The following is a 20,371-nucleotide window of genomic DNA, read 5'->3' as shown; positions in this document are numbered from 1 at the left end:
GTCCCTTCGTCGTGCACGGGACGGCGGTGCGCCGTCGGACGCCGGACGGCGTCCACCTCTCCTTCACCCGGACCGCCGCCCGCGGATGCACCCACCGCCGACGACTTCCTGACGCGCTCGACGCGCCGCCCGCTCAGCCCTCCGCGTCAGGCCCGTCCGTCGCGCCGCCCCCGAGGGGGCGCGCGAGCGCGCGGACCGTGTCGATCGTGTCGGCCTCGGCCGCCGTCTTGTCGTCGCGGTACCGGACGACGCGCGCGAAGCGCAGCGCGAGCCCACCGGGGTAGCGGGTCGAGCGCTGGAGGCCGTCGAACGCGATCTCGACGACCTGCTCGGGGCGCACGTGCACGACATACCCCTCGTCGGAGGTCTGGAGCTCGCGGAAACGCTGCGTCTGCCACGCGAGCATCTCGTCGGTCATGCCCTTGAACGTCTTGCCGAGCATGACGAACCCGCCCTCGGGGTCGCGCGCGCCGAGCCAGATGTTCGACAACCACCCGCTGCGCCGGCCGGAGCCCCGCTCGACGGCGAGCACGACGAGGTCGAGCGTGTGCCGCGGCTTGACCTTCACCCAGCCCGCACCACGCCGCCCGGCCGCGTAGGGCGCGTCGAGCGACTTCACGACGACGCCCTCCTGGCCCTCCGCGACGGCGGCGTCGAAGAACGCGGTCGCGGCCGCGGCGTCGTCGGTCACGAGGCGCCGCACGGCGAGCTGCCCGGCGGCGTCGGCGAGCAGGTCGTCGAGCACGGCGAGCCGGTCGCGCAGCGGCTCGTCCAGCAGGTCGCGGCCGTCGGCGTGGAGCACGTCGAAGAAGAACGGGGAGAGCTCGAGCGAGGCCGCGAGCTCGGCCTCCTCGGCGGCGCTGCGCTCGCCCTGGGTCGCGGAGCGGGCGGCGGTCTCCTGGAACGGGCGGGGGACGCCGTCGGGCCCGACGACGAGCGCCTCCCCGTCGAGGACGAGCGCCCGGCCGGGGAGCGCCCGCACGGCCGCGACGATCTCGGGGACGCGCTCGGTGATGTCGTCGAGCGAGCGCGTGAAGACGCGGACGTCGTCGCCGTCGCGGTGCACCTGGATGCGGATGCCGTCGAGCTTCACGTCCACGGCGACGGCGGTGCCCGACGCGTCCTCGCCGCCCGGCGCGGCGCCGAGCTTGTCGAGCGCGGCGCCGACGTCGGGTGCGGACTGCGCGAGCATCGGCCGCACGGGCCGGCCGACGGTGAGCCGGAACGTCGCGAGCGCCTCCGCCGCGGCCTCCGGACCGCCCGCGGTGAGCGCCGCGCGGGCGACCGGCCCGGTCGCGCCCGCGAGCATGACCGCGCGCCGCACCGTGTCGGCGGGGACGCCCGCCGCCTCGGCGACGGCGTCGACCACCACGGAGTCGAGCGCGCCCTGGCGCAGCTCGCCCGAGACCAGTCCGGCGAGGAGCGATTGCTCGCGCGCCGTCGCGGCGCCGAACAGGGCGGCCGCCTCGGCCTGGCGCGCGGTCGACGACCCGGGGCCGGAGAGCTCTGCCATGCGGGCGAAGGCGGCGTCGACGTCGGTCAGCGTGAGGCCGGGCTCCTCGGCAGGGGCGGGGAGGTCGCGCAGCGACCGCCACCCGAGCCCGGTGCGGCGCTGGCGCAGCTCGCCCGCGAGGTACGCGACGGCGATCTCCACCTCCGCGCTCCCGGCCTCGGCGTCGTCCGCGACGCGCCGCAGCAGGTCGGCGATGGCCGCGCGCTTGGCGAGGCGCGAGCGCGTGGCGGCGACGGCGTCGGACGTGGCGGCGACCTCGGCGAGCAGCATGCCCCATCCTCACGCCGACCACCCACGCCTCGCCCGCCGGGGCGCGCTCAGGGGGAGGGGGCCACCACGACGTCGACCCGCCCGACCGACGGCAGGACGTGCCGCAGCGCGTCGTCGGCGCGGGCCGACGTCCCGTCGGCGACGGCGACCGAGGTCTCGGGCGGGACGAGGACGCGCGCCTGCACGGTGAGCCGGTGCCCTGCCCAGCGCAGACGGACGTCGTCCACGCCGTCCAGCCCGTCCACCGCGTCGAGCGCGCGGCGGGCGCGGTCCGTGAGCGCGGGGTCGACGCCGTCCAGCAGCCGACGGCCGACGTCGCGCGCGGTGCCCCACAGGAGGACGAGGATCGCGACGGTGATGAGCAGGCCGACGGCGGGGTCGGCGAGGGGGACGCCGACGAGGACACCGAGCGCGCCGAGCACGACCGCGAGCGAGGTGAACCCGTCCGTGCGCGCGTGCACGCCGTCGGCGACGAGCGCGGCGGAGCCGATGCGGCGCCCGACGCGGATCCGGTAGACGGCGACGGCCTCGTTCCCGGCGAACCCGACGACGCCCGCGGCGACCACCCACCCGAGGTTCTCCACGGGCTGCGGGTCGGCGAGGCGCCGCACGGACTCGACGCCTGCGACGACGGCCGAGAGGGCGATCATCGCGACGATGAACAGGCCCGCGAGGTCCTCGGCCCGGCCGTAGCCGTGGGTGTACCGGCGCGTCGCGGCACGACGACCGAGCACGAACGCGATCCACAGCGGCACCGCCGTGAGCGCGTCGGAGAGGTTGTGCACCGTGTCGGCGAGGAGGGCGACCGAGCCGCTCACCGCCACGATGGCGAGCTGCGCGAGCGCAGTGAGCCCGAGGACCACGAGCGAGACCTTCACCGCGCGGATGCCCTGGCCGCTGGCGACGAGCTCGTCGTCGATCGAGTCGGCCGCGTCGTGGGAGTGCGGCACGAACACCTCGTGCAGCCAGCCGCGCAGGCCCGTCGGGTGCGCGTCGTGATGATGGTCGTGGTCGTGGTCGTGGTCGTGGTCGTGGTCGTGGTCGTGGTCGTGCGGGTGGTCGTGGCCGAGGACGGCCGGCCGCGGCGCGGTCATCGCGCGGCCTCGTCCGCACTGCCCGCGGCCGGCTTCTCCGCCGCCTGGTGCGCGCCGTCGGCGTGATGCTGCGGGTGGTCGTCCACCGCGTGCTGCGCCTGGAAGACGGCCTGTGTCACGAGCGTGCGCGCGTGCTCGTCGATCAGCGAGTAGAAGACGCGGTTGCCCTCCTGGCGCGCACGGACGATCCGGCCCCACCGGAGCTTCGCGAGGTGCTGGGAGACCGCGGTCGGTGACTTGCCCACCACCTCGGCGAGGGCGTTGACCGGGAGCTCGGCGTCTCGCAGGGCGAGGACGATCCGGACCCGCGTCGCGTCGGCGAGCAGCGAGAACACCTCGGCCGCGAGCTCGACGTAGGGGCTCTCGGTACCGAAGGTGCAAGCCTTCGTATCTTCACGCATACGCAGATAGTAGCGGTCCGGCTGACCCCCGTCCTTGCTCGGACGACCCCGTCGGTCTCGCCGTCCTCGACGCCTCACGGGCGGAGCAGCGCGCCCCCGTGGCTGCGAGGGCACGAGCCTCAGGACCGCCGAGCGAGGCGCACCGGTCGTACAGTGACCGCCGTGACGACCGAGCCTCCCGCTGATGTCGGCGCGGACTCCGGCGCCGCCGCGGGCACGGCTCACCGGCGACGCCGCCGTCGTCCGCCGCCGTGGCTGCTCGCCGCGGCGGTCGTCGTCGCGCTCCCCGCGACGGGTCTGCTCCCCGCGGCGGACGCGCGCGACCTGCTCGTGCGCACCGGGCCGGTCCTCGTGTTCCTCCTCGCCATCACGGTGGTCGCGGAGCTGTGCGCGGGCGCGGGCCTGTTCGACGCCGTCGCCGCCCGGGCGGCGCGGCTCGCCGGGGGTCGGCGGATCGTGCTGTGGGTCCTCGTCGTGCTGCTCGCGACGGCCAGCACCGTCGTGCTGTCGCTCGACACGACGGCGGTGCTCGTCACGCCCGTCGTGCTCGCCCTCGCCCGACGCACGGGCACCAGACCGCTGCCGCTCGCGCTCACCGTGCTCGCGCTCGCGAACACGGCGTCGCTCCTCCTGCCGGTCTCGAACCTCACCAACCTGCTCGCGGCGGAGCGGTTCGGCACCGGGTACGGCGGGGTGATGTGGGCGCCGGCGCTCGCGGTCCTCGCGGTGACGGTCGTCGTGCTCCTCGCGCTGCACGGCCGCCACCTGCGCGGGCGGTTCGACCTCGTGGGCCCTGGCCCGACGCCGCCCGACCGGGTGCTCCTGCGCGTCACCGGGGCCGTCGTCGTGCTCCTCGCGGTCGCGTTCGCGCTCGAGCTGCCCGTCGCGCCGACGGCGCTCGCGGGCGCGGCGGTGCTCGCGCTCGCGACGTGGTGGCGGCGCGTGCGCCCGCTCGTGCCGGTGCGCGAGATGCTGCCGTGGCGGTCGGCGCTCGTCGTGGCGGCGCTGTTCGTGGTCGTGGAGACCTGGCACGCGCACGGGCTCGGCGACCTCCTCGCCGCCGTCGCGGGCACGGGGACCGGGCCGGGCGACCTCGCCCGCCTCGCCGCGACGGGCGTCGTCGCGGCGAACCTCGTGAACAACCTGCCCGCGTTCCTCGCGCTGCTCCCCGCGGCGGGCGAGGACGTCGAGCGGCTCGCGACCCTGCTCGTCGCGGTCGACGCCGGGCCGCTGATCACGCCGTGGGCGTCGCTCGCGACCGTGCTGTGGTGGCAGCAGTACCGCCGTCACACCTTCGGGCAGGAGCCGCCGCCCGCGTGGCACGTGATCCGTCAGGGCCTGGTGCTCGCGCCCCTCGCCGTCGCGGCGGGGGTCGCCGTCGTGGCGCTGACTTGGCCGAGGTGACCCGGCATCACGGCCGAGCGCCATGACGAAGGCCGCGCGAGGAGACGAGACGAGATCTCCGGACGCGGGCTCCGTGCTGTCTCAGGCTGAGAGCTTGTGGTTGGCGAGACGGTTCATGGAGATGCCCTGCGCGGCAGCCTCCTCGACGAGCCGACGGTGCATGGCCGGGGGGATCCGCACGCGGAACTCGCCGGAGTAGTGGCGCTCGGACAGGGGCTCGGGGACCTCTTCGCCAGAGGCTGCCAGGTCCTCGACCACCTCGGAGGCGAGCTTCCGGATCCCGGCGAACGCGGCGGCCGACTCGGGCTCGAGCCAGGAGAGGGAGGGCAGCTCGAGAACCGTACCGACGAACTCTCCGTCGTCTGCGGACCAGGACACGCGGTAGCTGTAGTGCTCGGCGGCGTTCACTTCTCCTCCTCCGTGGAGTCGTTCTCCTCGTGCATGGCCTCGAGCCTGTCGATCGCCTCGAGGACCTGTCTGACCTGGTAGGCCTTGGCCCGGCCGTTGCTGTTCTGGATGTCGACCCGGGGGTCGCCGGGCCACGGCATGGCATAGACGTGGTGCGAGCCCCCGCTGCGTCTGGGCTCGCCGAAGTAGTGGTCGCACACGGCGGCGAGCTCGTCGAAGCGAACGCTGCCCGGGCTGTTCCGCATGCGGTCCAGCACCTTGTCTCGCTTCGTCACGAGACCTACGGTACCAATAGTGGTACCACCCCGCTGTGGCCGGCGTGCTCGGCCGCACAGGTCCGGGTGCGCTCGCCACGGGCCCGTGGTCGGATGGGGAGCGATGACTTCGCGATCGATGACGACACGAACCGTCCGCGCCGCCGCCTCGTCGCTGGCGGCGGTCCTCCTGCTCGGCGGGGTCCCCGCCGCGGCCGTCGCGGGCCCGGGGGGTGAGCCCGCCCGCACCGGTGCCGCCACGGCGTCGGCCCGCACCGGACCCGCCCCGACCACGGCCGCCCAGGTCGAGGCCCCCGTGCCCGAGATCGCCTGGGGGCCGTGCGACGGCGACGGCCTCGAGGCGTTCGAGTGCGCGACGGCGCAGGTGCCGACCGACTACGACCGCCCCCACGGCCGCACGACGACCATCGGCCTCACGCGGCTCCCGGCGTCCGACCCCGAGCAGCGGATCGGGAGCCTGTTCACCAACTTCGGCGGCCCCGGCGGCCCGGGAGTCGAGACGCTGCACCTGCTCGGGGGCTCGCTCTTCGACGACGACGTGCTCGCGCGGTTCGACGTCATCGGGTTCGACCCGCGCGCCGTCGGGACGTCCGACCCCGCGACGTGCTTCCGCGACCAGGACCGCGAGAACGCGTTCCTCGCGGGCCTGCCCGCGTTCCCCGTGACCGACCGCGAGGAGGCGCGCTACCTCGGCCAGATGGCGGCGTTCGGGGCGTCGTGCACGCTGTTCTCGGGCGACCGGATCGCCCACGCCTCGACGGCGAACGTCGCGCGCGACATGGACCTGCTGCGCCAGGCCGTGGGCGACGAGCAGCTCAGCTACGTGGGGTACTCCTACGGCACGGTGCTCGGCGCGACGTACGGCGCGCTGTTCCCGGACCGCGTCCGCGCCCTGGTGCTCGACGGCACGATGGACGTCGACGCGTGGTCGGGCGTCGGCTCGCGCGAGCTGATCGGCGCCCGGATCGGGCAGGCAGCCGGCGCGACCGAGACGTTCGGCGAGTTCGCGCGGCTGTGCGCGGAGGCGGGGCCGTCGGCGTGCGCGCTCGCGTCGCTCGGCGACCCGGCCGACGTCGTCGAGGCGACCTACGCCGCGCTCCGCGAGGCGCCCGTCGACGTGCCGCTCCCCGACGGCACGAGCGTGCGCGTCGGCTACCCGGACACGGTCGCGCTCGTCTTCCAGTACCTGTACGAGCCCGTCGCGTGGGGCGACCTCGACCTCACGCTCGCGTCGCTCGCCGTGCTGAGCGGCGCCGTCGAGCCGCCCGCGGCCGCGGACCGGCAGCGCACCCTCGGCGCCCTGCCCTCGCTGGGGGAGCTGCTCCGCCGCGCCGGATTCGCCGAGGACTACGCGTCGGTCGGCGGCGCGCTCGCGAGCCTGTGCGTCGACACGACGACCCCCGGCCGCCCGTGGCAGTACCCCGCGAAGGTCGACGCGCTCGACGCGCAGTACCCGCACTTCGGGCGCTTCCGCGGCTGGGTGGGCGTCCAGTGCGAGTTCGTGCCCGTCGAGGACCGCGACGCGTTCACGGGCCCGTGGGACCAGACGACGGACGCCCCCGTGCTCGTGGTCGGCACCCGGTTCGACCCCGCGACGCCGTACGGGTTCACGCAGCCCTACGCGGACCGCTGGCCCGACGCCCGCGTGCTCACCGTCGAGGGCTGGGGCCACACGATCATCGGCAAGAGCGCGTGCGCGGACGCCGCCGTCGCGCGGTACCTCGTGGACCTCGACGCGACCGACGGCGCGACGTGCGAGCAGGACGCCGTGCCGTTCCAGGGCCCGTCGGTCCCGCTCGGCGAGGCGCTGCGCCTGCCGGTCGTCTGACCCGCGGGGCGCTGCCCGCTGGTCCCCGCGGTCACGGCCGTTCGGCCCTGGCGACCCGTCCCGGCGCATGCCCACCCTGGAGGCATGACCGGACCGGGCCGCCGCGTGACGGAGGCCGCCCGGCGCTACCCGTGGGTGGTCGCCACGGTGGCGGTGGGTGGTCTCGCCGGCGTGCTCGAGGCCTGGGGGCCGGCCCTCTCGGCCCAGGTCGTGGTCTCGGCGTTCGCGCTCGTGCTCGTCGTGGTCCGGGCGCGCGGCATGGTGGCGGACCTGCGGGCGGGCACGTACGGCGTCGACCTGCTCGCCGTCCTGTCCGTCACGGCCACGGTGCTCGTGGGGGAGTACTGGGCCGCCCTCGTGGTGTGCCTCATGCTCTCGGGCGGCGAGGCGCTCGAGGACTACGCGAACGGGCGCGCGCGGCGCGAGCTGTCGAGCCTGCTCGCCGGCGCGCCGCGCGTCGCCCACCGGGCCGGGCCCGGCGGGGAGCTCGAGGACGTCCCCGTCGACGACGTGCGCCCCGGCGACGAGGTGTGGGTCCGGCCCGGCGAGGTCGTCCCGGTGGACGGCGTCCTGCTCAGCGCGGCGGCCACGCTCGACGAGTCGACGCTGTCCGGCGAGTCGCTCCCGGTGGAGCACCAGCGCGGCGACGTCGTGCTCTCCGGGTCGGTCAACGGTGGCGGGGCGGCGCAGGTCCGGGCGACCGCGACGGCCGCGGGCTCGCAGTACCAGGCGATCGTCGAGCTCGTGAAGCAGGCGCAGGAGTCCAAGGCGCCGTTCGTGCGCCTCGCCGACCGCGTCGCGGTGCCGTTCACGGTCGCCGCCCTCGCGCTGGCCGTCGTGGCCTGGGTGGTCAGCGGTGAGCCCGCGCGCTTCGCCGAGGTGCTCGTCGTCGCGACGCCGTGCCCGCTGATCATCGCGGCCCCGGTCGCCTTCATGTCCGGCATGTCCCGCGCGGCCCGGAACGGGATCATCGTCAAGTCCGCGGGCACGCTCGAGCAGCTCGCGCGCGTGCGCACCGTCGCGTTCGACAAGACGGGCACCCTGACGCACGGGGCCCCCGTGGTCGTCGACGTCCTCCCCGAGGGCGACCGCGCGCCGGACCGCGTGCTCGCGCTCGCGGCCGCCGTCGAGCAGTTCTCGGTGCACCCGCTCGCGGCGGCGATCGTCCGCGCGGCCCAGGACCGCGGCCTCGCGCTGCCCGTGGCACGGGACGCCACGGAGGAGACCGCCCGGGGCGCCCGCGCGACGGTGGACGGCCACGTCGTGGCGGTGGGGCGGCTGGCCTTCGTCGTCGCGGGCGCGCCTGCGGGCGTCCCCGTCCCCGGCGCGGGCCGCAGCGCCGTCCACGTGAGCGTCGACGGCGCGTACGCCGGGACCGTGCTCCTCGCCGACGAGCTGCGCGCCGACGCCCGGCCCACCGTCGCGGCCCTCCACGAGGCGGGGGTCCGCACCACCGTCATGCTCACCGGCGACGCCGCGGCCACCGCACGGCACGTCGCGGACCAGGTCGGCATCGACGACGTGCGCGCCGGCCTCCTGCCGCAGGACAAGGTCGACGCCGTGCGCGGCCTGCCGGACCGTCCCGTGATGATGGTCGGCGACGGCGTGAACGACGCCCCGGTCCTCGCCGTGGCCGACGTCGGCATGGCCATGGGTGCGCGGGGCTCGACGGCCGCGACCGAGTCCGCGGACGCCGTCGTCGTCCGCGACGACCTCGCGCGCACGGTCGGCGCCGTGCGGATCGGACGGCGCACCGTGCGGGTCGCGTGGCAGGCCATCGGCATCGGGATCGCCCTGTCCGGGCTGCTCATGGTGGTGGCCGCGACGGGACGGCTCCCCGCGCTCGCGGGCGCGTGGCTCCAGGAGGGCGTCGACCTCGCGTGCATCCTGTGGGCGCTGCTCGCCAGCCGCCCGGGCAGGGACGAGACGCCGCCCGGGCCGCCCCGCGCGGCACCGGGTGCCGAGGTCGTCGAGCCGCTCGTGCCGGCGTCGTCGTCCCGCTGACACCCCGCGCTCAGCCGTCCTGCGCTCGGGCGGCGCGGGTGCCGGCGCGTCGAGGTGCGTCCCCGCCGGCCGCCGTCGCGTGCGACAGTGTTCCGGGCGTTCGAGCACAGGACGCCCGCCGTCCGACCGTGAGGCGCCCCGTGGCCACCTCGACCTCCCCGTCCGACCCCCCGGCCGCCGCGCTGGCCGAAGCGGAGCGGCTCGCCGTCGCGCTCGAACGCCGGGCGATGTCGGCGAGCGACGTCTCGTTCACCATCGCCGACGCGCGCGCCCCCGGTATGCCGCTGGTCTGGGTCAACCCCGCGTTCACGGCGACGACCGGCTACACCGCGGCCGAGGTGCTGGGCACGAACTGCCGGTTCCTCCAGGGCCTGGGCACCGACCGCGAGGCGGTCGCGAGGATCCGCGCCGCGGTCGACGACGGCAGCACGGTGGGCGAGACGCTGCTGAACTATCGCAAGGACGGCACGGCGTTCTGGAACCAGCTCACCATCTCGCCGGTCCACGACGACCACGGGACGCTCACCCACTTCGTCGGCGTCCAGGCAGACGTCACCGCACGGGTCGAGACGGCGAGGTCGCGCGAGGCGGCCCTCGACGCGGCGATCTCCGCGAACCGTCGGCTGACCACGACGACGCGGCTCGTCGAGCGGTTGGGCGAGCTCCTCGACGTCGAGGACGTGCTGGCCGAGGCGGCGCACGCCGTCGCCGAGGTCTTCTCGGGCTGGGCGGTCGTGGTGACGTACCCGGACCGTCGCTCGCGCACCGACGTCGCGTCGCACGACCCGGCGCTCGCCGATGCGGCCCGGCGCCTGTCCCGGACGCCGGGCTGGGCCGACCGGTCGCTCGCGGCGGTCGACGTGCTCGAGGGCGGCGCGCGGTTCGCGCGGCCGTTCGACGTCACGCCCGACCTGGTCTCGCCGCACGCGGACGAGCAGGAGCTCGCGGCGATGCGAGAGCTCGGGCTCGGCTCCGCGATGTCGGTGGGGCTGCGGGCCCGGGGCCGGGTCGTCGGCGTGCTCGCCGTCGTCAGCCCGCAGGCCGGGGCCTTCGGCGACGAGGACGCCGTGATGTTCGAGGACCTCGGGCACCGGATCGGTCTCCTGCTCGACAACGCGCGGCTCTACGAGCGCGAGCGCGACGCCGCGCACACCCTGCAGGAGCGGATGCTGCCCCGCCTCGCCCCGCTCGACGACCTCGACGTCGCCGTGGTCTACCGTCCCGCGGCCGGCGCGTCGGGGGCCGCGGTCGGCGGCGACTGGTTCGAGGCTCTCGAGCTCCCCGACGGCCGCGTGCTCCTCGTGGTGGGCGACGTCGTCGGGCACGACATGCACGCCGCGGCGGCGATGGGCCAGATCCGGTCCGCGCTGCTGAGCGTCGCCGCGGACGGCACGACGCCGGACGGCGTCGTCGCGCGCCTCGACGGGCTCGTGAAGCAGTTCGGCCTCGCCGACGTCGCGACGTGCGTGGTCGCGACCCTCGGGCCGCCGGACGTCGACGGAGGGCGCGAGCTCGTCTACTGCCGGGCCGGCCACCCGCCGCCCCTGCTCCGCACGCCCGACGGCGTCGTCCGCCCGCTCGACGAGTCGCTCACCACGCCGATCGGGGTCGTCACGCCCCGGCCCGTCACGGCCGCCCGGGTGCGACCGCGTGCCGGGAGCGTGCTCGTGCTGTACACCGACGGCCTCGTGGAGTCCCGCGCCCGGGGCCAGCGCGAGGGCGTCGCGGAGCTCGCGCGGGCCCTCGGCCGCGCCCCGGCGGACGCGGACGCTGCCGCCGTCCGGGACCACCTGCTCGACCAGGCCGGGGGCCGCAGCGACGAGGACGACACGTGCCTGCTCGTCGTCCGCCTGCCGCGCGCGGACGAGGCCGCGGCGTCCGACGGCGGTGCGCCGCCCCACGCCTGAGCGGCGGGCGCTACGGACCCTCGGCGAGCGGCCCCCGCAGCCGCGCCCGGTCGTCCTCGGTCCCGCCCCGGAGCCGGCGCGCGAGCGTGTCGCGCCAGCGCGCGGGGAGCGTCGGGAGCGCGGCGAGCGCCGCGGCGGCCGGGAGGTCGTCGCGGTCGAGGTTCATCACGCGGTTGACCTCGCGCACCGTCGCGCGCCGGGTCGGCCGGTCGACGACGACGGCGGTCGCGCCCGCCCGCACCGTGCCGGGCGTGAGCACACGCAGGTACCAGCCCGTGCGGCCCGACGACTGGACCCGGTCCGGGAGGTCGACGAGACCGTGGACCGCCGCGAGCTTATAGCAGGGGCGGCGCGGCATGCTCACCTGGAGGGTCGCCGTCCCGAGGGTGAGCACGTCGCCCAGCAGCAGGTCGTCCTCGGTGAGCCCGCGCGTCAGGAGGTTCTCCCCGAACGCGCCGGGCGGGAGGTCCGCGCCGAGCTCGTCGCGCCACGCCGCGTAGTGCTCGACCGGGTACACGCACACGGCCTTCTCGGGGCCGCCGTGCACGCGCCGGTCGGCCTGCGCGTCGCCTTCCAGCCCTTCCGTCCCCACCGCGACGGGGCCGAGGCGCGGCCGCTTGCGGAACGCCGTCGGCACGTCGCGCCCACGGTGGGCCACCGTGCCCACCCCGCCGGTGCGCACCTCCAGCACGACGGCGCTCGCGGGTCCCGGGGCGGGCGCCGGGGAGCGTGGGTCGCCAGGGCGGGACGGTGCGGCAGGGCGCGACGGTGCGGCGGGGTGGGACGGCACGGTGGCTCCTCTCAGGCGGCGCGGCGCAGACCGACGGCGGGGAAGTCGACGGGGACGTCGAGCGCGACGTTGACGTAGTTGGTGAACAGGTTGAGCGCGACGTGCGCGACGACCTCGACCACCTGCTCGTCGGTCCACCCCGCGTCGCGCACCGCCTGCACGTCCTGCGCGCTCACGTGGCCGCGCTCGTCCACGAGGGCGAGCGCGAAGCGCAGCAGCGCCTCGACGCGCGGGTCGGACGCGGTGCCGTCCTGCGCGGCGGTGAGGTCGTCGCGCGCGACGCCGGCCTTGCGCCCGAGCGCGGTGTGGGCGGCGAGGCAGTACTCGCACGCGTTCCGGTTCGCGACGGCGACGGCGATCTGCTCGCCGACGGCCGCGCCGAGCGTGCCGGTGCCGAGGGCGCCGAACGCACCCCACATGCTCTGCAGGGCGGCGGGCGAGTTCGCGACCGCCCGGAACATCGCCGGGACGCCGCCGAACGCGGCACGGATCTGGTCGAGCCCGTCGGCGACGGGGCCGGTGGCGGACTCGGGGCTGACGAGGGGGACACGGGACACGGGGATCTCCTCCGGGTGCGGGGACGCCGGCCCCGGCGGGGCCGACGTCGTCCAGCCTGGTCGGTCGCGTCGGACGACGGGGAACGAATCGTCCTCGGAACGTGTCCGATCGTCTGGCATCCTGGGGTGATGGCTCCCGTCGACCGGCTCTCGCACCTGCTCGAGCGGTTCCGCGTGCGGACGCACCTCTTCCACACCGGGCCGCTGTGCGGCGTCACGACGTTCGACGCGCGGCCCGGGCGCGGGTTCCTGCACGTGCTCCGGCGGGGCGAGATGGACATGACCCACGTCGGCGCGGACGGTCGGGTGGAGCGCCGCAGCATCGACCGCCCGAGCCTGCTCTTCTACCCGCGCCCGCTCGACCACGCGTTCCACAACGCGCCCACCGAGGACTCCGACTTCGCGTGCGCGACGCTCGACGTCGAGGGCGGTGCCACGCACCCCCTCGTGCGGACGCTGCCGCCCGTGCTCGTCCTGCCGCTCGACGACGTGGCAGGGCTCGAGCCCGCGCTCGACCTGCTCTTCCGCGAGATCGACGACGTCCGCTGCGGTCGTCGGGTCCTCGCCGACCGGCTCTTCGAGGTCGTGCTCGTGCAGCTCTTCCGGTGGATCCTCGACCACGGCGACGACCTCGCCCTCCCGCCGGGTCTGCTCCCCGGCCTCGCCGACGAGCGCCTCGCGCCCGTGCTCGTCGCCGTCCACGAGGCGCCGGGGGAGCCGTGGACGCTCGCGTCGATGGCGCGCGCGGCGCACCTGTCGCGGAGCGCGTTCGCCGCCCGGTTCACCGCCGTCGTGGGGCAGCCGCCCGGCGACTACGTGACCGGCTGGCGCGTCACCGTCGCGCAGGACCGGCTCCGCGCGGGCGCCTCGGTGAGCCGGACAGCGACCGAGCTCGGGTACGCGACGCCCGCCGCGTTCTCGCGCGCGTTCAGCCACCGGGTCGGCCGCTCGCCGCGCGCGTGGCTGGCCGAGCGCGCGGACCCGGTCGCGCCGCCCGTGGCATCCTGACGCGGTGCGGTCGAAGCTGCGGGGCGAACGGTGCCGGCCGAACCGAGGCGGGTCGAGCCGGTGCGCGTCGAGCCGGTGAGCGGGGACGTCCTCGTGGACCGGGTCGTCGAGCGCGTGCTCGCCGTCGGGCGTGAGCAGCCCCGGACGGTCCGCCTCCTCGTCGACGGCCACCCCTCCACGCGGCCCGAGGACCTCGCGGATCGTCTGGTCGCGCCGCTCCGCGCGGCGGGCCGCCCGGTCGCGCGCGTGCGCGTGCAGGACTTCTGGCGCCCCGCGTCGCTGCGCCTCGAGCGCGGGCGCGAGGACCCCGACGCGCTCCTCGACGAGTGGGTCGACGTGGCCGGGCTCCGGCGCGAGGTGCTGGACGCCGTCGGGCCGGGTGGTACCGGCCGCTACCTGCCGAGCCTGCGCGACCCCGCGACGAGCCGGTCGACGCGCGCCGCGTACGTCGAGGCCGAGCCGGGCCTCGTCGTCGTGCTCGACGGCGCGCTCTGCCTGGGCCTCGGCCTCGCGCTCGACCTCACCGTGCACCTCGCCCTGCGCCCCGCGACGCTCGCGCGCCGCACCGCGCCCGACGCGGCGTGGACGCTCGCCGCCTACGGCCGGTACGCGGAGGAGGTCCGTCCCGAGGACGTGGCGGACGTCGTCGTGCGGGTCGACGACCCGCGGCACCCGGCGCTCGTGGTCCGCTGAGCGTCAGCGGGGGAGGTGCGTCTCGACGAGCTCGACGATCGCCGGGTCGTCGGGCAGGGTGCGCGGCCGGAACCGGTGCACCTCGCCGCCCGGCAGGACGAGGAACTTCTCGAAGTTCCACGTGACGCGCCCCGCCTTGCCGTCCGCGTCGGGCGTCTTCTTGAGCTCCGAGTAGAGCGGGTGCGCGTGGCGGCCGTTGACGCGCACGCGGTCCACCACGGGGAACGTCACGCCGTACGTGAGCGAGCAGAACTCCTGGATCGCCTCGTTGCTGCCGAACTCCTGGAGGAACTGGTTGCTGGGGAACCCGATCACGGTGAACCCGCGGTCGCGGTACTTCTCCTGCATCGCCTCGAGCGTCGCGTACTGCGGCGCGAGCCCGCACCGCGACGCGACGTTGACGACCAGCACGACGTCGTCCGCGTGCTCGCGCAGGGTGTGCGCCGTCCCGTCCATGGCGTCGAACGGGATGTCGTACAGGCTCATGGGACCTCCTCGGGCGAGGCGCCGGCGCGTCCGGGCCCGTCCCATCCTCGCACCGCGGGTGTGACGTCGTGCGGAACCCGTCCCGACCCCCGGTCGAGCGCGCGCGAGCCTGCCCGTGGCGTGCTGAAGTATGTGCGCGATGCCAGCAGCCGAGAGAAGGGACGCCTCCATGCGCCCGTGGACCCCGAAGACCGACATGGTGCGCCGGTTGTACGTCGCAGGCCGGGAGGCGACGAGCCCGGCCGAGGCGCTCCGGATGTCCCCGCAGGAGCTCGCGGAGGAGTTCGACCGCTGGCTCGAGGGCGTCCGCGCCGCGCGCGAGCAGTAGGAGCGGCGGAATCTCGGTGGCCTCCCGCGCCCGCGCGGGACAGACTCGGGGCATGACGACGCGGCTGCCGGACGACGGGCCGGGCCACGGACACGACGGGGGACCGGACGACGGCCCAGACACCACCTCGCCCGTGACCCGGGCGGTGGTCGGCGTGGTCGTGGGCATCGCGATCTTCGCGTTCGTGGGCGTCGTCGGGTACTTCGCGGTCGTGACGGTCGGGATGCGGTCGTGGGCCGACCAGCGGGACGCCTCCGCCGAGCGGTCGGTCGCGAGCGCGCCGGCGAGCGCGCCGGCCGGCACCGGGACCGGGCGCGAGACGACGCTCGACGCGTCGAACGAGGCGTACCGCCAGCGCCAGGGCACGCCCGAGCGTGACGCCGAGGCGGCCCGCTCGGTGCCCGCCGTCCGTGCCGCGCTCGACCCGGTCGCCGACGGCTCGGCGGTCGATGCCGACGAGGTCGCGACGGCGCTCGCCGCCGCGGGGTTCGAGACGGTGCAGGTCGTAGGCACGACGGCGTCCGGCGAGGTCGCGACGACCGTCGGCGTGGGCGTCGCCGTCCCGGGCGGCTGCGTGTTCGGGGGCGTCGCGCCCGACGCCGTGACGCTCGAGGCCGGCGGCCCGATCGCGGACGGCGGCTGCCTGGAGATGCCGGCGCACTGAGCCCCTCGTGCCAGGCGCCTGCGGCCGCGCGGCCCGGCCCGGGCGGTCCGGGAGGCCGCCGGGGCGGGTCGATCTCGCGACCTGCGGCTCTACCTGGGTACGGTCAGCGGGGCGGGCGACGGAGCCCGCACGGCTGACGGAGGATGAGAGATGCGGATCGAGGGCGCGGTCGCGCTGGTGACGGGCGGGGCGTCGGGCCTCGGGCGCGCGACGGCGGAGGGCCTGGTGGCTGCCGGGGCGCGCGTCGTGCTCGCCGACCTGGCGTCGTCCGACGGCGCGGCGGTCGCCGAGGGTCTCGGCGACGCGGCGCGGTTCGTCCCCACGGACGTCACGAGCGAGGACGACGTCGCGCGGGCCCTGGACGCCGCCGACGCCCTGGGCGGGGCGCGCGTCGTCGTGAGCTGCGCCGGGATCGTGCTCGCGCAGCGGGTCCTCGGCCGGTCCGGGGTGCACGCGCTCGACGCGTTCCGCCGCGTGGTCGACGTCAACCTCGTCGGCACGTTCAACGTCGTCCGGCTCGCCGCGGAGCGCATGCTCGCCCTCGACCCGCTCGGTCCCGACGGCCCCGACCCCGACGGCGAGGAGCGCGGCGTCGTCGTGCAGACGGCGTCGGTCGCGGCGTTCGACGGCCAGGTCGGGCAGGCGGCCTACGCCGCGTCCAAGGCCGGGGTCGCCGGCCTCACGCTGCCGCTCGCGCGCGACCTCGCGCAGCACCGGATCCGCGTCATGACGATCGCGCCCGGGATCTTCCGCACCCCGATGATGGCGTCGCTCCCCGAGGCGGCGCAGGAGTCGCTCGGGGCGCAGGTGCCGCACCCGAGCCGGCTCGGGCGCCCGGAGGAGTACGCGCACCTCGTGCGCGCGATCGTCGAGAACCCGATGCTCAACGGCGAGGTGGTCCGCCTCGACGGCGCCATCCGCATGGCGCCGCGCTGAGCCGCAGGACCGCCGGGGGCACGGGCCCCCGACGACGACAGGACCCCGGGCACGCGCCCGGAGGAGAGGAGAGGGACGATGCCGCCGTACACGACGGCGACCGACTTCCGGGCCGACCTGCTCGCCCGCGCGACGGCGGCCCAGCGCCGCGCGTCCGCCCGGAGCTTCCCGGGCGACGGCGGCTCCGTCGCCGGGGTGCGCATGGGCGACGTGTTCGTGCTCGCGAAGAACGCCCTCGACCTGCCGGTCGACCAGATCGAGCTGCTGCTCGAGGACCGGATCCACGAGGTGCGGGCCGGCGGGTGCTCGATCATGGGCAAGGCGGCGACCGCCCGGCGCGTGACGGTCGAGCGGCACGCGGAGCTCGTGGAGCTCTTCCTGCGCCGGCACGACCGCATCGACACGTGGGACCTCGTGGACCTCACCGCGTCCCAGGTGCTGGGGACGTGGCTGCTCGACCGCCCGCGCGACGTGCTCGACGACCTGGCGCGCGCGCCCGACTGGCCGCGCCGTCGCTCCGCCGTCGTCGCGACGGCGGCGTTCCTGCGGCGCGGCCAGGTCGACGACACGTTCCGGCTGTCCGCGGTGCTGCTCGACGACCCGGAGCCGTACGTCCAGAAGGGCGTCGGCTGGATGCTCCGGCACGCGGGCGACGTCGAGCCCGAGCGGCTGCGGGCGTTCCTCGAGGAGCGGGCCGCCACGATGTCGCGCGACGTGCTGCGTGCCGCCGTCGAGAAGCTGCCGCCCGCGGAGCGCAAGGAGTGGCTCGCGCGCTGAGCGCCGGGGTCGCCCTCAGCCCCGGGACGGCACCCGGCCGCAGCACGGCTCGAGGATCCGCAGCCCTTCGCGGCGGGAGAACCAGACCGTGAGCACGGCGGTGGCGCTGCCGAGGAGCGCGAGGTCGACGAGCAGCACGAGCGGCTCGATCGCGCCCTGCTCCATCGACGAGGCGCTGAAGGGTGCGAGGAGGAACAGGAAGAGGTTGTTGGCGACGTGCACGAGCACGGCCAGCTCGAGCCCGCCCGTCTTCCAGACGAGGAACCCGGTGCAGAGCGCGAACGCCGCGATGCCGATCTGCCCCACCCCGTCGTACCCGTGGCCGACGACGAAGAACGGGACCGGCAGGACGATCCCCCACACGGGCGAGCGCAGCCAGGTGCCGAGCATCTGCTGGGGCAGGCCGCGGAACGCGTACTCCTCGGCGGCGCACTGCAGCGGCCCGAGGAGGAGGATGCACCCCAGGCTCACCAGAAGGGCCGGGGTCACGGTGGGGGTCGCCAGGTCGGACGGCGGCCGGAGCAGGAACCCGCCCACGGTGACGACGCCGTAGAGCGGCACGACGAGCGGCACCGCGCTGCCGACGAGCCCCCACCGGAACCGTCCGGCGACCGAGTGGATCGTGCCGCGGCGTCGACCGCCCCAGCGCACGCCGAGCACGACGGCGGGCAGCAGGAGCGCGATGAGCCCGAGGCCGATCGCCCAGTCCAGCGGGTTGAGCGGGTCGGAGAAGTCGTCGGACGGCGTCGGCAGCCCGGGGCGGTAGGGCACCAGCACGGCGTAGGCGACCGCGACGGCGGCGACCGGGGCGAGGAACCCGAGGTAGAGGAGCGCCGTCGCGCCGAACGTGGTGAGCGGGGTCCACCACCGTGCGGGGCGAAGGTCGACGTGCGCCGCCCGGTGGTAGGCGAAGGTGGTCGCGGTCGTGCTGTCGAGCGTGGGCTGGGACACGGGACCGATGAGCGGCGCGCCGGGCACGGGTGCCGTCGGGACGGGACTCTCGTCGAGCGAGGGGTGCATGCGTCGAGCCTGGTCGGGCGGCTCGGGCCGCGGTATCGGTCATCGGTCTGATTTCCCGTCCTCAGCCGGGGCGCCGGGCTCGTCGGTGCCTACAGTGCTCCGGTGAGCATGTTCGCGCAGCGCCCGGCGTGGCGTCGGGTCCTCCGCGAGACCGGCCTCCTGGCCGCGGTCGCCCTGTCGGGTGCCCTGCTGTTCCTCGGCAACTTCGCGCTCAGCGTCGACACGCCGGGCGCGCAGGACGATCCCGTGCGGTTCGCCGCGCTCCTGTTCCTCGACCTCGCGTTCGGGGTCGCCGCGTGGGTCGTCGTGCTCTGGCGCCGCAGCGCGCCCTTCCTCGTCGCCCTGCTGCTCGCCGTGCTCGCCGTCGTCTCGACGGCGGCGGTGCCGGCGGCCCTCTTCGCGTTCGGGTCGCTCGCCACCCGGCGCCGGGTGCGCGAGCTGGCGCCGGTCGCGGCGGTCTGGCTCGTCGGCGTCCTGGCGGTGGCCGCCCTGGGGATCGACCTGGTCGGCGTGGCGCTGCCGTGGTGGGAGGTCGTGGCCGCGGTGGGCGCGACCGCCGTCGTCCTCGCCGTCGCGCTCGCCGCGGGCATCGCCGTCGGCGCACGGCGGGAGCTCGTCGCCACCCTGCACGAGCGGGTCCGGCTGACCGCGGAGGAGCAGCGCCTCGGCGAGGAGCGCGCGCGCCACCAGGAGCGCACGCAGATCGCCCGGGAGATGCACGACGCCCTCGCCCACCGCCTCTCGGTGACCGCGATGCACGCGAGCGTCCTGCGGCACCGGACGGACCTCGACGCCGCGGACCGGGACGAGGCCGTCGCCGCCCTGCACGACAGCAGCCGTCAGGCGCTCGCCGACCTGCGCGAGCTCCTCACCTACGCGCGGAGTCCGCGCGGGTCGGACGACGACCGGCCCCAGCCGACCCTCGACCGGCTCGACGAGCTCGTGGCCGAGACACCGCTCGCTCGGACGGACTGCGCCGTCGACCTCGAGCGCCTGCCCCCGACCGTCAGCCGGCACTCGTTCCGGATCGTGCAGGAGTGCCTCACCAACGCCCGGCGGCACGCCCCCGGGCAGCGCGTCGACGTCGCCATCAGCGGCGCTCCCGGCCGCGAGCTGGCGATCGTCGTGCGCAACGCTCTCGCGGGGCCGCGGCAGGGTGCGCCCCGACCGGGCCTCGGCGTCATCGGGATGCAGGAACGGGCACGGGCCGTGGGCGGGTGCGTCAGCGTCCGCCCGGGCGTCGACGAGCACGTAGTGTCGGTGACGATCCCCTGGCCCGCCGCGTGAGCCGCCCGTCGCCCGACGTCGTCCGGGTGGTCACCGTCGACGACCAGCCGGAGGTCCGCTCGGCGCTGCGCCTGATGCTCGGTGGCGAGCCCGACATCGCCGTGGTGGGCGAGGCGGTCGACGGGGACCACGCGCGCGACGTCATCGAGGCCTGCCGGCCGGACGTCGTGCTCATGGACCTGCGCATGCCACGCTGCGACGGGCTGGTCGCGACGGCGCGCGAGACCGCGCTCCGGCCGGAGACGGCGATCATCGTCCTGACGACCTTCGACACGGACCACCACGTCGTGCGCGCCCTGCGTGCCGGGGCGTGCGGGTTCCTCCTCAAGGACGCGCCGCCCGACGAGCTCGCCCACGCCGTCCGCGCGGCGGCCCAGGGGCGGCCCGTCCTCGCGCCCGCGGTGCTGCGGCGGGTGATGACGCTCGCCGCCGAGAACACCCGACCGCCGGACAGCGCCGCGGTCGACGCCCTCGCGACGCTCTCCCCGCGCGAGCGCGAGATCGCGCGCGCCCTCGCCCGGGGGATGTCGAACGCGGAGATCTGCGCGGCGCTGTTCATCTCGCTCGCCACCGTGAAGACGCACGTCAGCCGGGTGATCGCCAAGCTCGGCGTGGAGTCGCGCACCCAGGTCGCCGCCCTCGTGCTGCGGAACGACCCGGAGCACGGATGACCGCGGCGGGGGTTCCCGCGGCGGGCCGGGCGGCGTACGGTGAGCGCACG

Annotated in this window: 21 protein-coding genes; 12 read left to right on the top strand and 9 right to left on the bottom strand. The window is 76.2% G+C overall.

Going from position 1 to position 20,371, the window contains the following annotated elements; all coding sequences use genetic code 11:
• Positions 1 to 133: 133 nt before the first annotated feature.
• Genes HKK73_RS18420 through HKK73_RS18410 form a run of 3 tightly spaced genes read right to left on the bottom strand, consistent with a single transcriptional unit; the run spans position 134 to position 3,278 of the window.
• On the bottom strand, positions 134 to 1,783 hold the full coding sequence (locus HKK73_RS18420) for an ATP-dependent DNA ligase (protein WP_171468597.1): 1,650 nt from the start codon (positions 1,781 to 1,783) through the stop codon (positions 134 to 136).
• Between the two features lie 47 nt (positions 1,784 to 1,830).
• Positions 1,831 to 2,877: a cation diffusion facilitator family transporter gene (locus HKK73_RS18415; protein WP_171468596.1), complete on the bottom strand. Its 1,047-nt coding sequence runs from the start codon at positions 2,875 to 2,877 to the stop codon at positions 1,831 to 1,833.
• Positions 2,874 to 3,278: a metalloregulator ArsR/SmtB family transcription factor gene (locus HKK73_RS18410; RefSeq protein WP_171468595.1), complete on the bottom strand. Its 405-nt coding sequence runs from the start codon at positions 3,276 to 3,278 to the stop codon at positions 2,874 to 2,876. Before HKK73_RS18410 ends, HKK73_RS18415 begins: the two co-directional genes overlap by 4 nt.
• A gap of 162 nt (positions 3,279 to 3,440) precedes the next feature.
• Here HKK73_RS18410 and HKK73_RS18405 point away from each other — a divergent pair, with 162 nt between their 5' ends.
• Positions 3,441 to 4,682, top strand: a complete 1,242-nt coding sequence (locus tag HKK73_RS18405; RefSeq protein ID WP_171468594.1) for an SLC13 family permease — start codon at positions 3,441 to 3,443, stop codon at positions 4,680 to 4,682.
• Positions 4,683 to 4,763: 81 nt separating this feature from the next.
• On the opposite strand, the gene HKK73_RS18400 is transcribed toward HKK73_RS18405, so the two are convergent.
• Positions 4,764 to 5,090, bottom strand: coding sequence for a type II toxin-antitoxin system HicB family antitoxin (locus HKK73_RS18400; RefSeq protein ID WP_043652837.1), 327 nt, complete (start codon positions 5,088 to 5,090; stop codon positions 4,764 to 4,766).
• On the bottom strand, positions 5,087 to 5,365 hold the full coding sequence (locus HKK73_RS18395; RefSeq protein ID WP_171468593.1) for a toxin HicA: 279 nt from the start codon (positions 5,363 to 5,365) through the stop codon (positions 5,087 to 5,089). Before HKK73_RS18395 ends, HKK73_RS18400 begins: the two co-directional genes overlap by 4 nt.
• Positions 5,366 to 5,483: 118 nt before the next feature.
• Between HKK73_RS18395 and HKK73_RS18390 the strand changes: the two genes are divergently transcribed.
• The 3 genes from HKK73_RS18390 (at position 5,484) to HKK73_RS18380 (ending at position 11,104) form a co-directional block, all read left to right on the top strand.
• Positions 5,484 to 7,193, top strand: a complete 1,710-nt coding sequence (locus HKK73_RS18390; protein ID WP_171468592.1) for an alpha/beta hydrolase — start codon at positions 5,484 to 5,486, stop codon at positions 7,191 to 7,193.
• A gap of 84 nt (positions 7,194 to 7,277) precedes the next feature.
• On the top strand, positions 7,278 to 9,197 hold the full coding sequence (locus tag HKK73_RS18385; RefSeq protein ID WP_171468591.1) for a heavy metal translocating P-type ATPase: 1,920 nt from the start codon (positions 7,278 to 7,280) through the stop codon (positions 9,195 to 9,197).
• Between the two features lie 140 nt (positions 9,198 to 9,337).
• Entirely contained in the window at positions 9,338 to 11,104 is a 1,767-nt protein-coding gene (locus HKK73_RS18380; protein WP_171468590.1) for a SpoIIE family protein phosphatase, read from the top strand.
• A 10-nt stretch (positions 11,105 to 11,114) separates the two neighbouring features.
• On the opposite strand, the gene HKK73_RS18375 is transcribed toward HKK73_RS18380, so the two are convergent.
• Together HKK73_RS18375 and HKK73_RS18370 are read right to left on the bottom strand one after the other, a co-directional pair.
• Entirely contained in the window at positions 11,115 to 11,762 is a 648-nt protein-coding gene (locus HKK73_RS18375; protein WP_216608018.1) for an MOSC domain-containing protein, read from the bottom strand.
• 143 nt (positions 11,763 to 11,905) lie between these two features.
• Positions 11,906 to 12,451, bottom strand: a complete 546-nt coding sequence (locus tag HKK73_RS18370; RefSeq protein WP_171468589.1) for a carboxymuconolactone decarboxylase family protein — start codon at positions 12,449 to 12,451, stop codon at positions 11,906 to 11,908.
• A 129-nt stretch (positions 12,452 to 12,580) separates the two neighbouring features.
• On the opposite strand from HKK73_RS18370, the gene HKK73_RS18365 reads away from it, so the two are divergent.
• Positions 12,581 to 13,459 carry an AraC family transcriptional regulator gene (locus HKK73_RS18365; RefSeq protein ID WP_171468588.1) on the top strand — a complete coding sequence of 293 codons (879 nt, stop codon included), beginning with the start codon at positions 12,581 to 12,583 and terminating at the stop codon, positions 13,457 to 13,459.
• A 30-nt stretch (positions 13,460 to 13,489) separates the two neighbouring features.
• Positions 13,490 to 14,152 carry a uridine kinase gene (locus HKK73_RS18360; protein ID WP_253705707.1) on the top strand — a complete coding sequence of 221 codons (663 nt, stop codon included), beginning with the start codon at positions 13,490 to 13,492 and terminating at the stop codon, positions 14,150 to 14,152.
• A 3-nt stretch (positions 14,153 to 14,155) separates the two neighbouring features.
• Here HKK73_RS18360 and HKK73_RS18355 read toward each other — a convergent pair whose 3' ends face one another.
• Positions 14,156 to 14,638 (bottom strand): glutathione peroxidase, encoded by a 483-nt coding sequence (locus HKK73_RS18355; protein ID WP_114553905.1) that lies wholly within the window; start codon positions 14,636 to 14,638, stop codon positions 14,156 to 14,158.
• A gap of 169 nt (positions 14,639 to 14,807) precedes the next feature.
• Between HKK73_RS18355 and HKK73_RS18350 the strand changes: the two genes are divergently transcribed.
• From HKK73_RS18350 to HKK73_RS18335, 4 genes are all read left to right on the top strand, one after another.
• Complete coding sequence (locus HKK73_RS18350; protein ID WP_021483806.1) at positions 14,808 to 14,966, top strand: hypothetical protein; 159 nt, start codon at positions 14,808 to 14,810, stop codon at positions 14,964 to 14,966.
• Between the two features lie 52 nt (positions 14,967 to 15,018).
• Positions 15,019 to 15,630 carry a hypothetical protein gene (locus HKK73_RS18345; protein ID WP_137281317.1) on the top strand — a complete coding sequence of 204 codons (612 nt, stop codon included), beginning with the start codon at positions 15,019 to 15,021 and terminating at the stop codon, positions 15,628 to 15,630.
• Positions 15,631 to 15,780: 150 nt separating this feature from the next.
• The gene (locus HKK73_RS18340) at positions 15,781 to 16,566 is read left to right on the top strand and encodes an SDR family NAD(P)-dependent oxidoreductase (RefSeq protein WP_085387013.1); all 786 of its coding nucleotides are present in this window, start codon (positions 15,781 to 15,783) and stop codon (positions 16,564 to 16,566) included.
• A 78-nt stretch (positions 16,567 to 16,644) separates the two neighbouring features.
• Positions 16,645 to 17,343 (top strand): DNA alkylation repair protein, encoded by a 699-nt coding sequence (locus tag HKK73_RS18335; RefSeq protein WP_137281316.1) that lies wholly within the window; start codon positions 16,645 to 16,647, stop codon positions 17,341 to 17,343.
• 15 nt (positions 17,344 to 17,358) lie between these two features.
• Here HKK73_RS18335 and HKK73_RS18330 read toward each other — a convergent pair whose 3' ends face one another.
• The gene (locus tag HKK73_RS18330) at positions 17,359 to 18,363 is read right to left on the bottom strand and encodes a CPBP family intramembrane glutamic endopeptidase (RefSeq protein WP_171468586.1); all 1,005 of its coding nucleotides are present in this window, start codon (positions 18,361 to 18,363) and stop codon (positions 17,359 to 17,361) included.
• Positions 18,364 to 18,471: 108 nt separating this feature from the next.
• On the opposite strand from HKK73_RS18330, the gene HKK73_RS18325 reads away from it, so the two are divergent.
• Together HKK73_RS18325 and HKK73_RS18320 are read left to right on the top strand one after the other, a co-directional pair.
• Positions 18,472 to 19,650, top strand: coding sequence for a sensor histidine kinase (locus HKK73_RS18325; protein ID WP_253705977.1), 1,179 nt, complete (start codon positions 18,472 to 18,474; stop codon positions 19,648 to 19,650).
• On the top strand, positions 19,647 to 20,321 hold the full coding sequence (locus tag HKK73_RS18320) for a response regulator transcription factor (protein ID WP_043652811.1): 675 nt from the start codon (positions 19,647 to 19,649) through the stop codon (positions 20,319 to 20,321). Before HKK73_RS18325 ends, HKK73_RS18320 begins: the two co-directional genes overlap by 4 nt.
• Positions 20,322 to 20,371: the final 50 nt, after the last annotated feature.

The organism is Cellulosimicrobium sp. 72-3, assembly GCF_013127315.1.
Classification (GTDB): domain Bacteria; phylum Actinomycetota; class Actinomycetes; order Actinomycetales; family Cellulomonadaceae; genus Cellulosimicrobium; species Cellulosimicrobium funkei.
The sequence above is the reverse complement of the archived record's forward strand: the minus strand, read 5'-3'. Positions and strand labels throughout refer to the sequence as shown.

Coding starts and splice junctions, on each gene's coding strand:
- HKK73_RS18420 (WP_171468597.1), bottom strand. CDS start 1,783: ATGCTGCTCGCCGAGGTCGCCGCCACGTCCGACGCCGTCGCCGCCACG.
- HKK73_RS18415 (WP_171468596.1), bottom strand. CDS start 2,877: ATGACCGCGCCGCGGCCGGCCGTCCTCGGCCACGACCACCCGCACGAC.
- HKK73_RS18410 (WP_171468595.1), bottom strand. CDS start 3,278: ATGCGTGAAGATACGAAGGCTTGCACCTTCGGTACCGAGAGCCCCTAC.
- HKK73_RS18390 (WP_171468592.1), top strand. CDS start 5,484: ATGACGACACGAACCGTCCGCGCCGCCGCCTCGTCGCTGGCGGCGGTC.
- HKK73_RS18385 (WP_171468591.1), top strand. CDS start 7,278: ATGACCGGACCGGGCCGCCGCGTGACGGAGGCCGCCCGGCGCTACCCG.
- HKK73_RS18365 (WP_171468588.1), top strand. CDS start 12,581: ATGGCTCCCGTCGACCGGCTCTCGCACCTGCTCGAGCGGTTCCGCGTG.
- HKK73_RS18355 (WP_114553905.1), bottom strand. CDS start 14,638: ATGAGCCTGTACGACATCCCGTTCGACGCCATGGACGGGACGGCGCAC.
- HKK73_RS18350 (WP_021483806.1), top strand. CDS start 14,808: ATGCGCCCGTGGACCCCGAAGACCGACATGGTGCGCCGGTTGTACGTC.
- HKK73_RS18345 (WP_137281317.1), top strand. CDS start 15,019: ATGACGACGCGGCTGCCGGACGACGGGCCGGGCCACGGACACGACGGG.
- HKK73_RS18340 (WP_085387013.1), top strand. CDS start 15,781: ATGCGGATCGAGGGCGCGGTCGCGCTGGTGACGGGCGGGGCGTCGGGC.
- HKK73_RS18335 (WP_137281316.1), top strand. CDS start 16,645: ATGCCGCCGTACACGACGGCGACCGACTTCCGGGCCGACCTGCTCGCC.
- HKK73_RS18330 (WP_171468586.1), bottom strand. CDS start 18,363: ATGCACCCCTCGCTCGACGAGAGTCCCGTCCCGACGGCACCCGTGCCC.
- HKK73_RS18325 (WP_253705977.1), top strand. CDS start 18,472: ATGTTCGCGCAGCGCCCGGCGTGGCGTCGGGTCCTCCGCGAGACCGGC.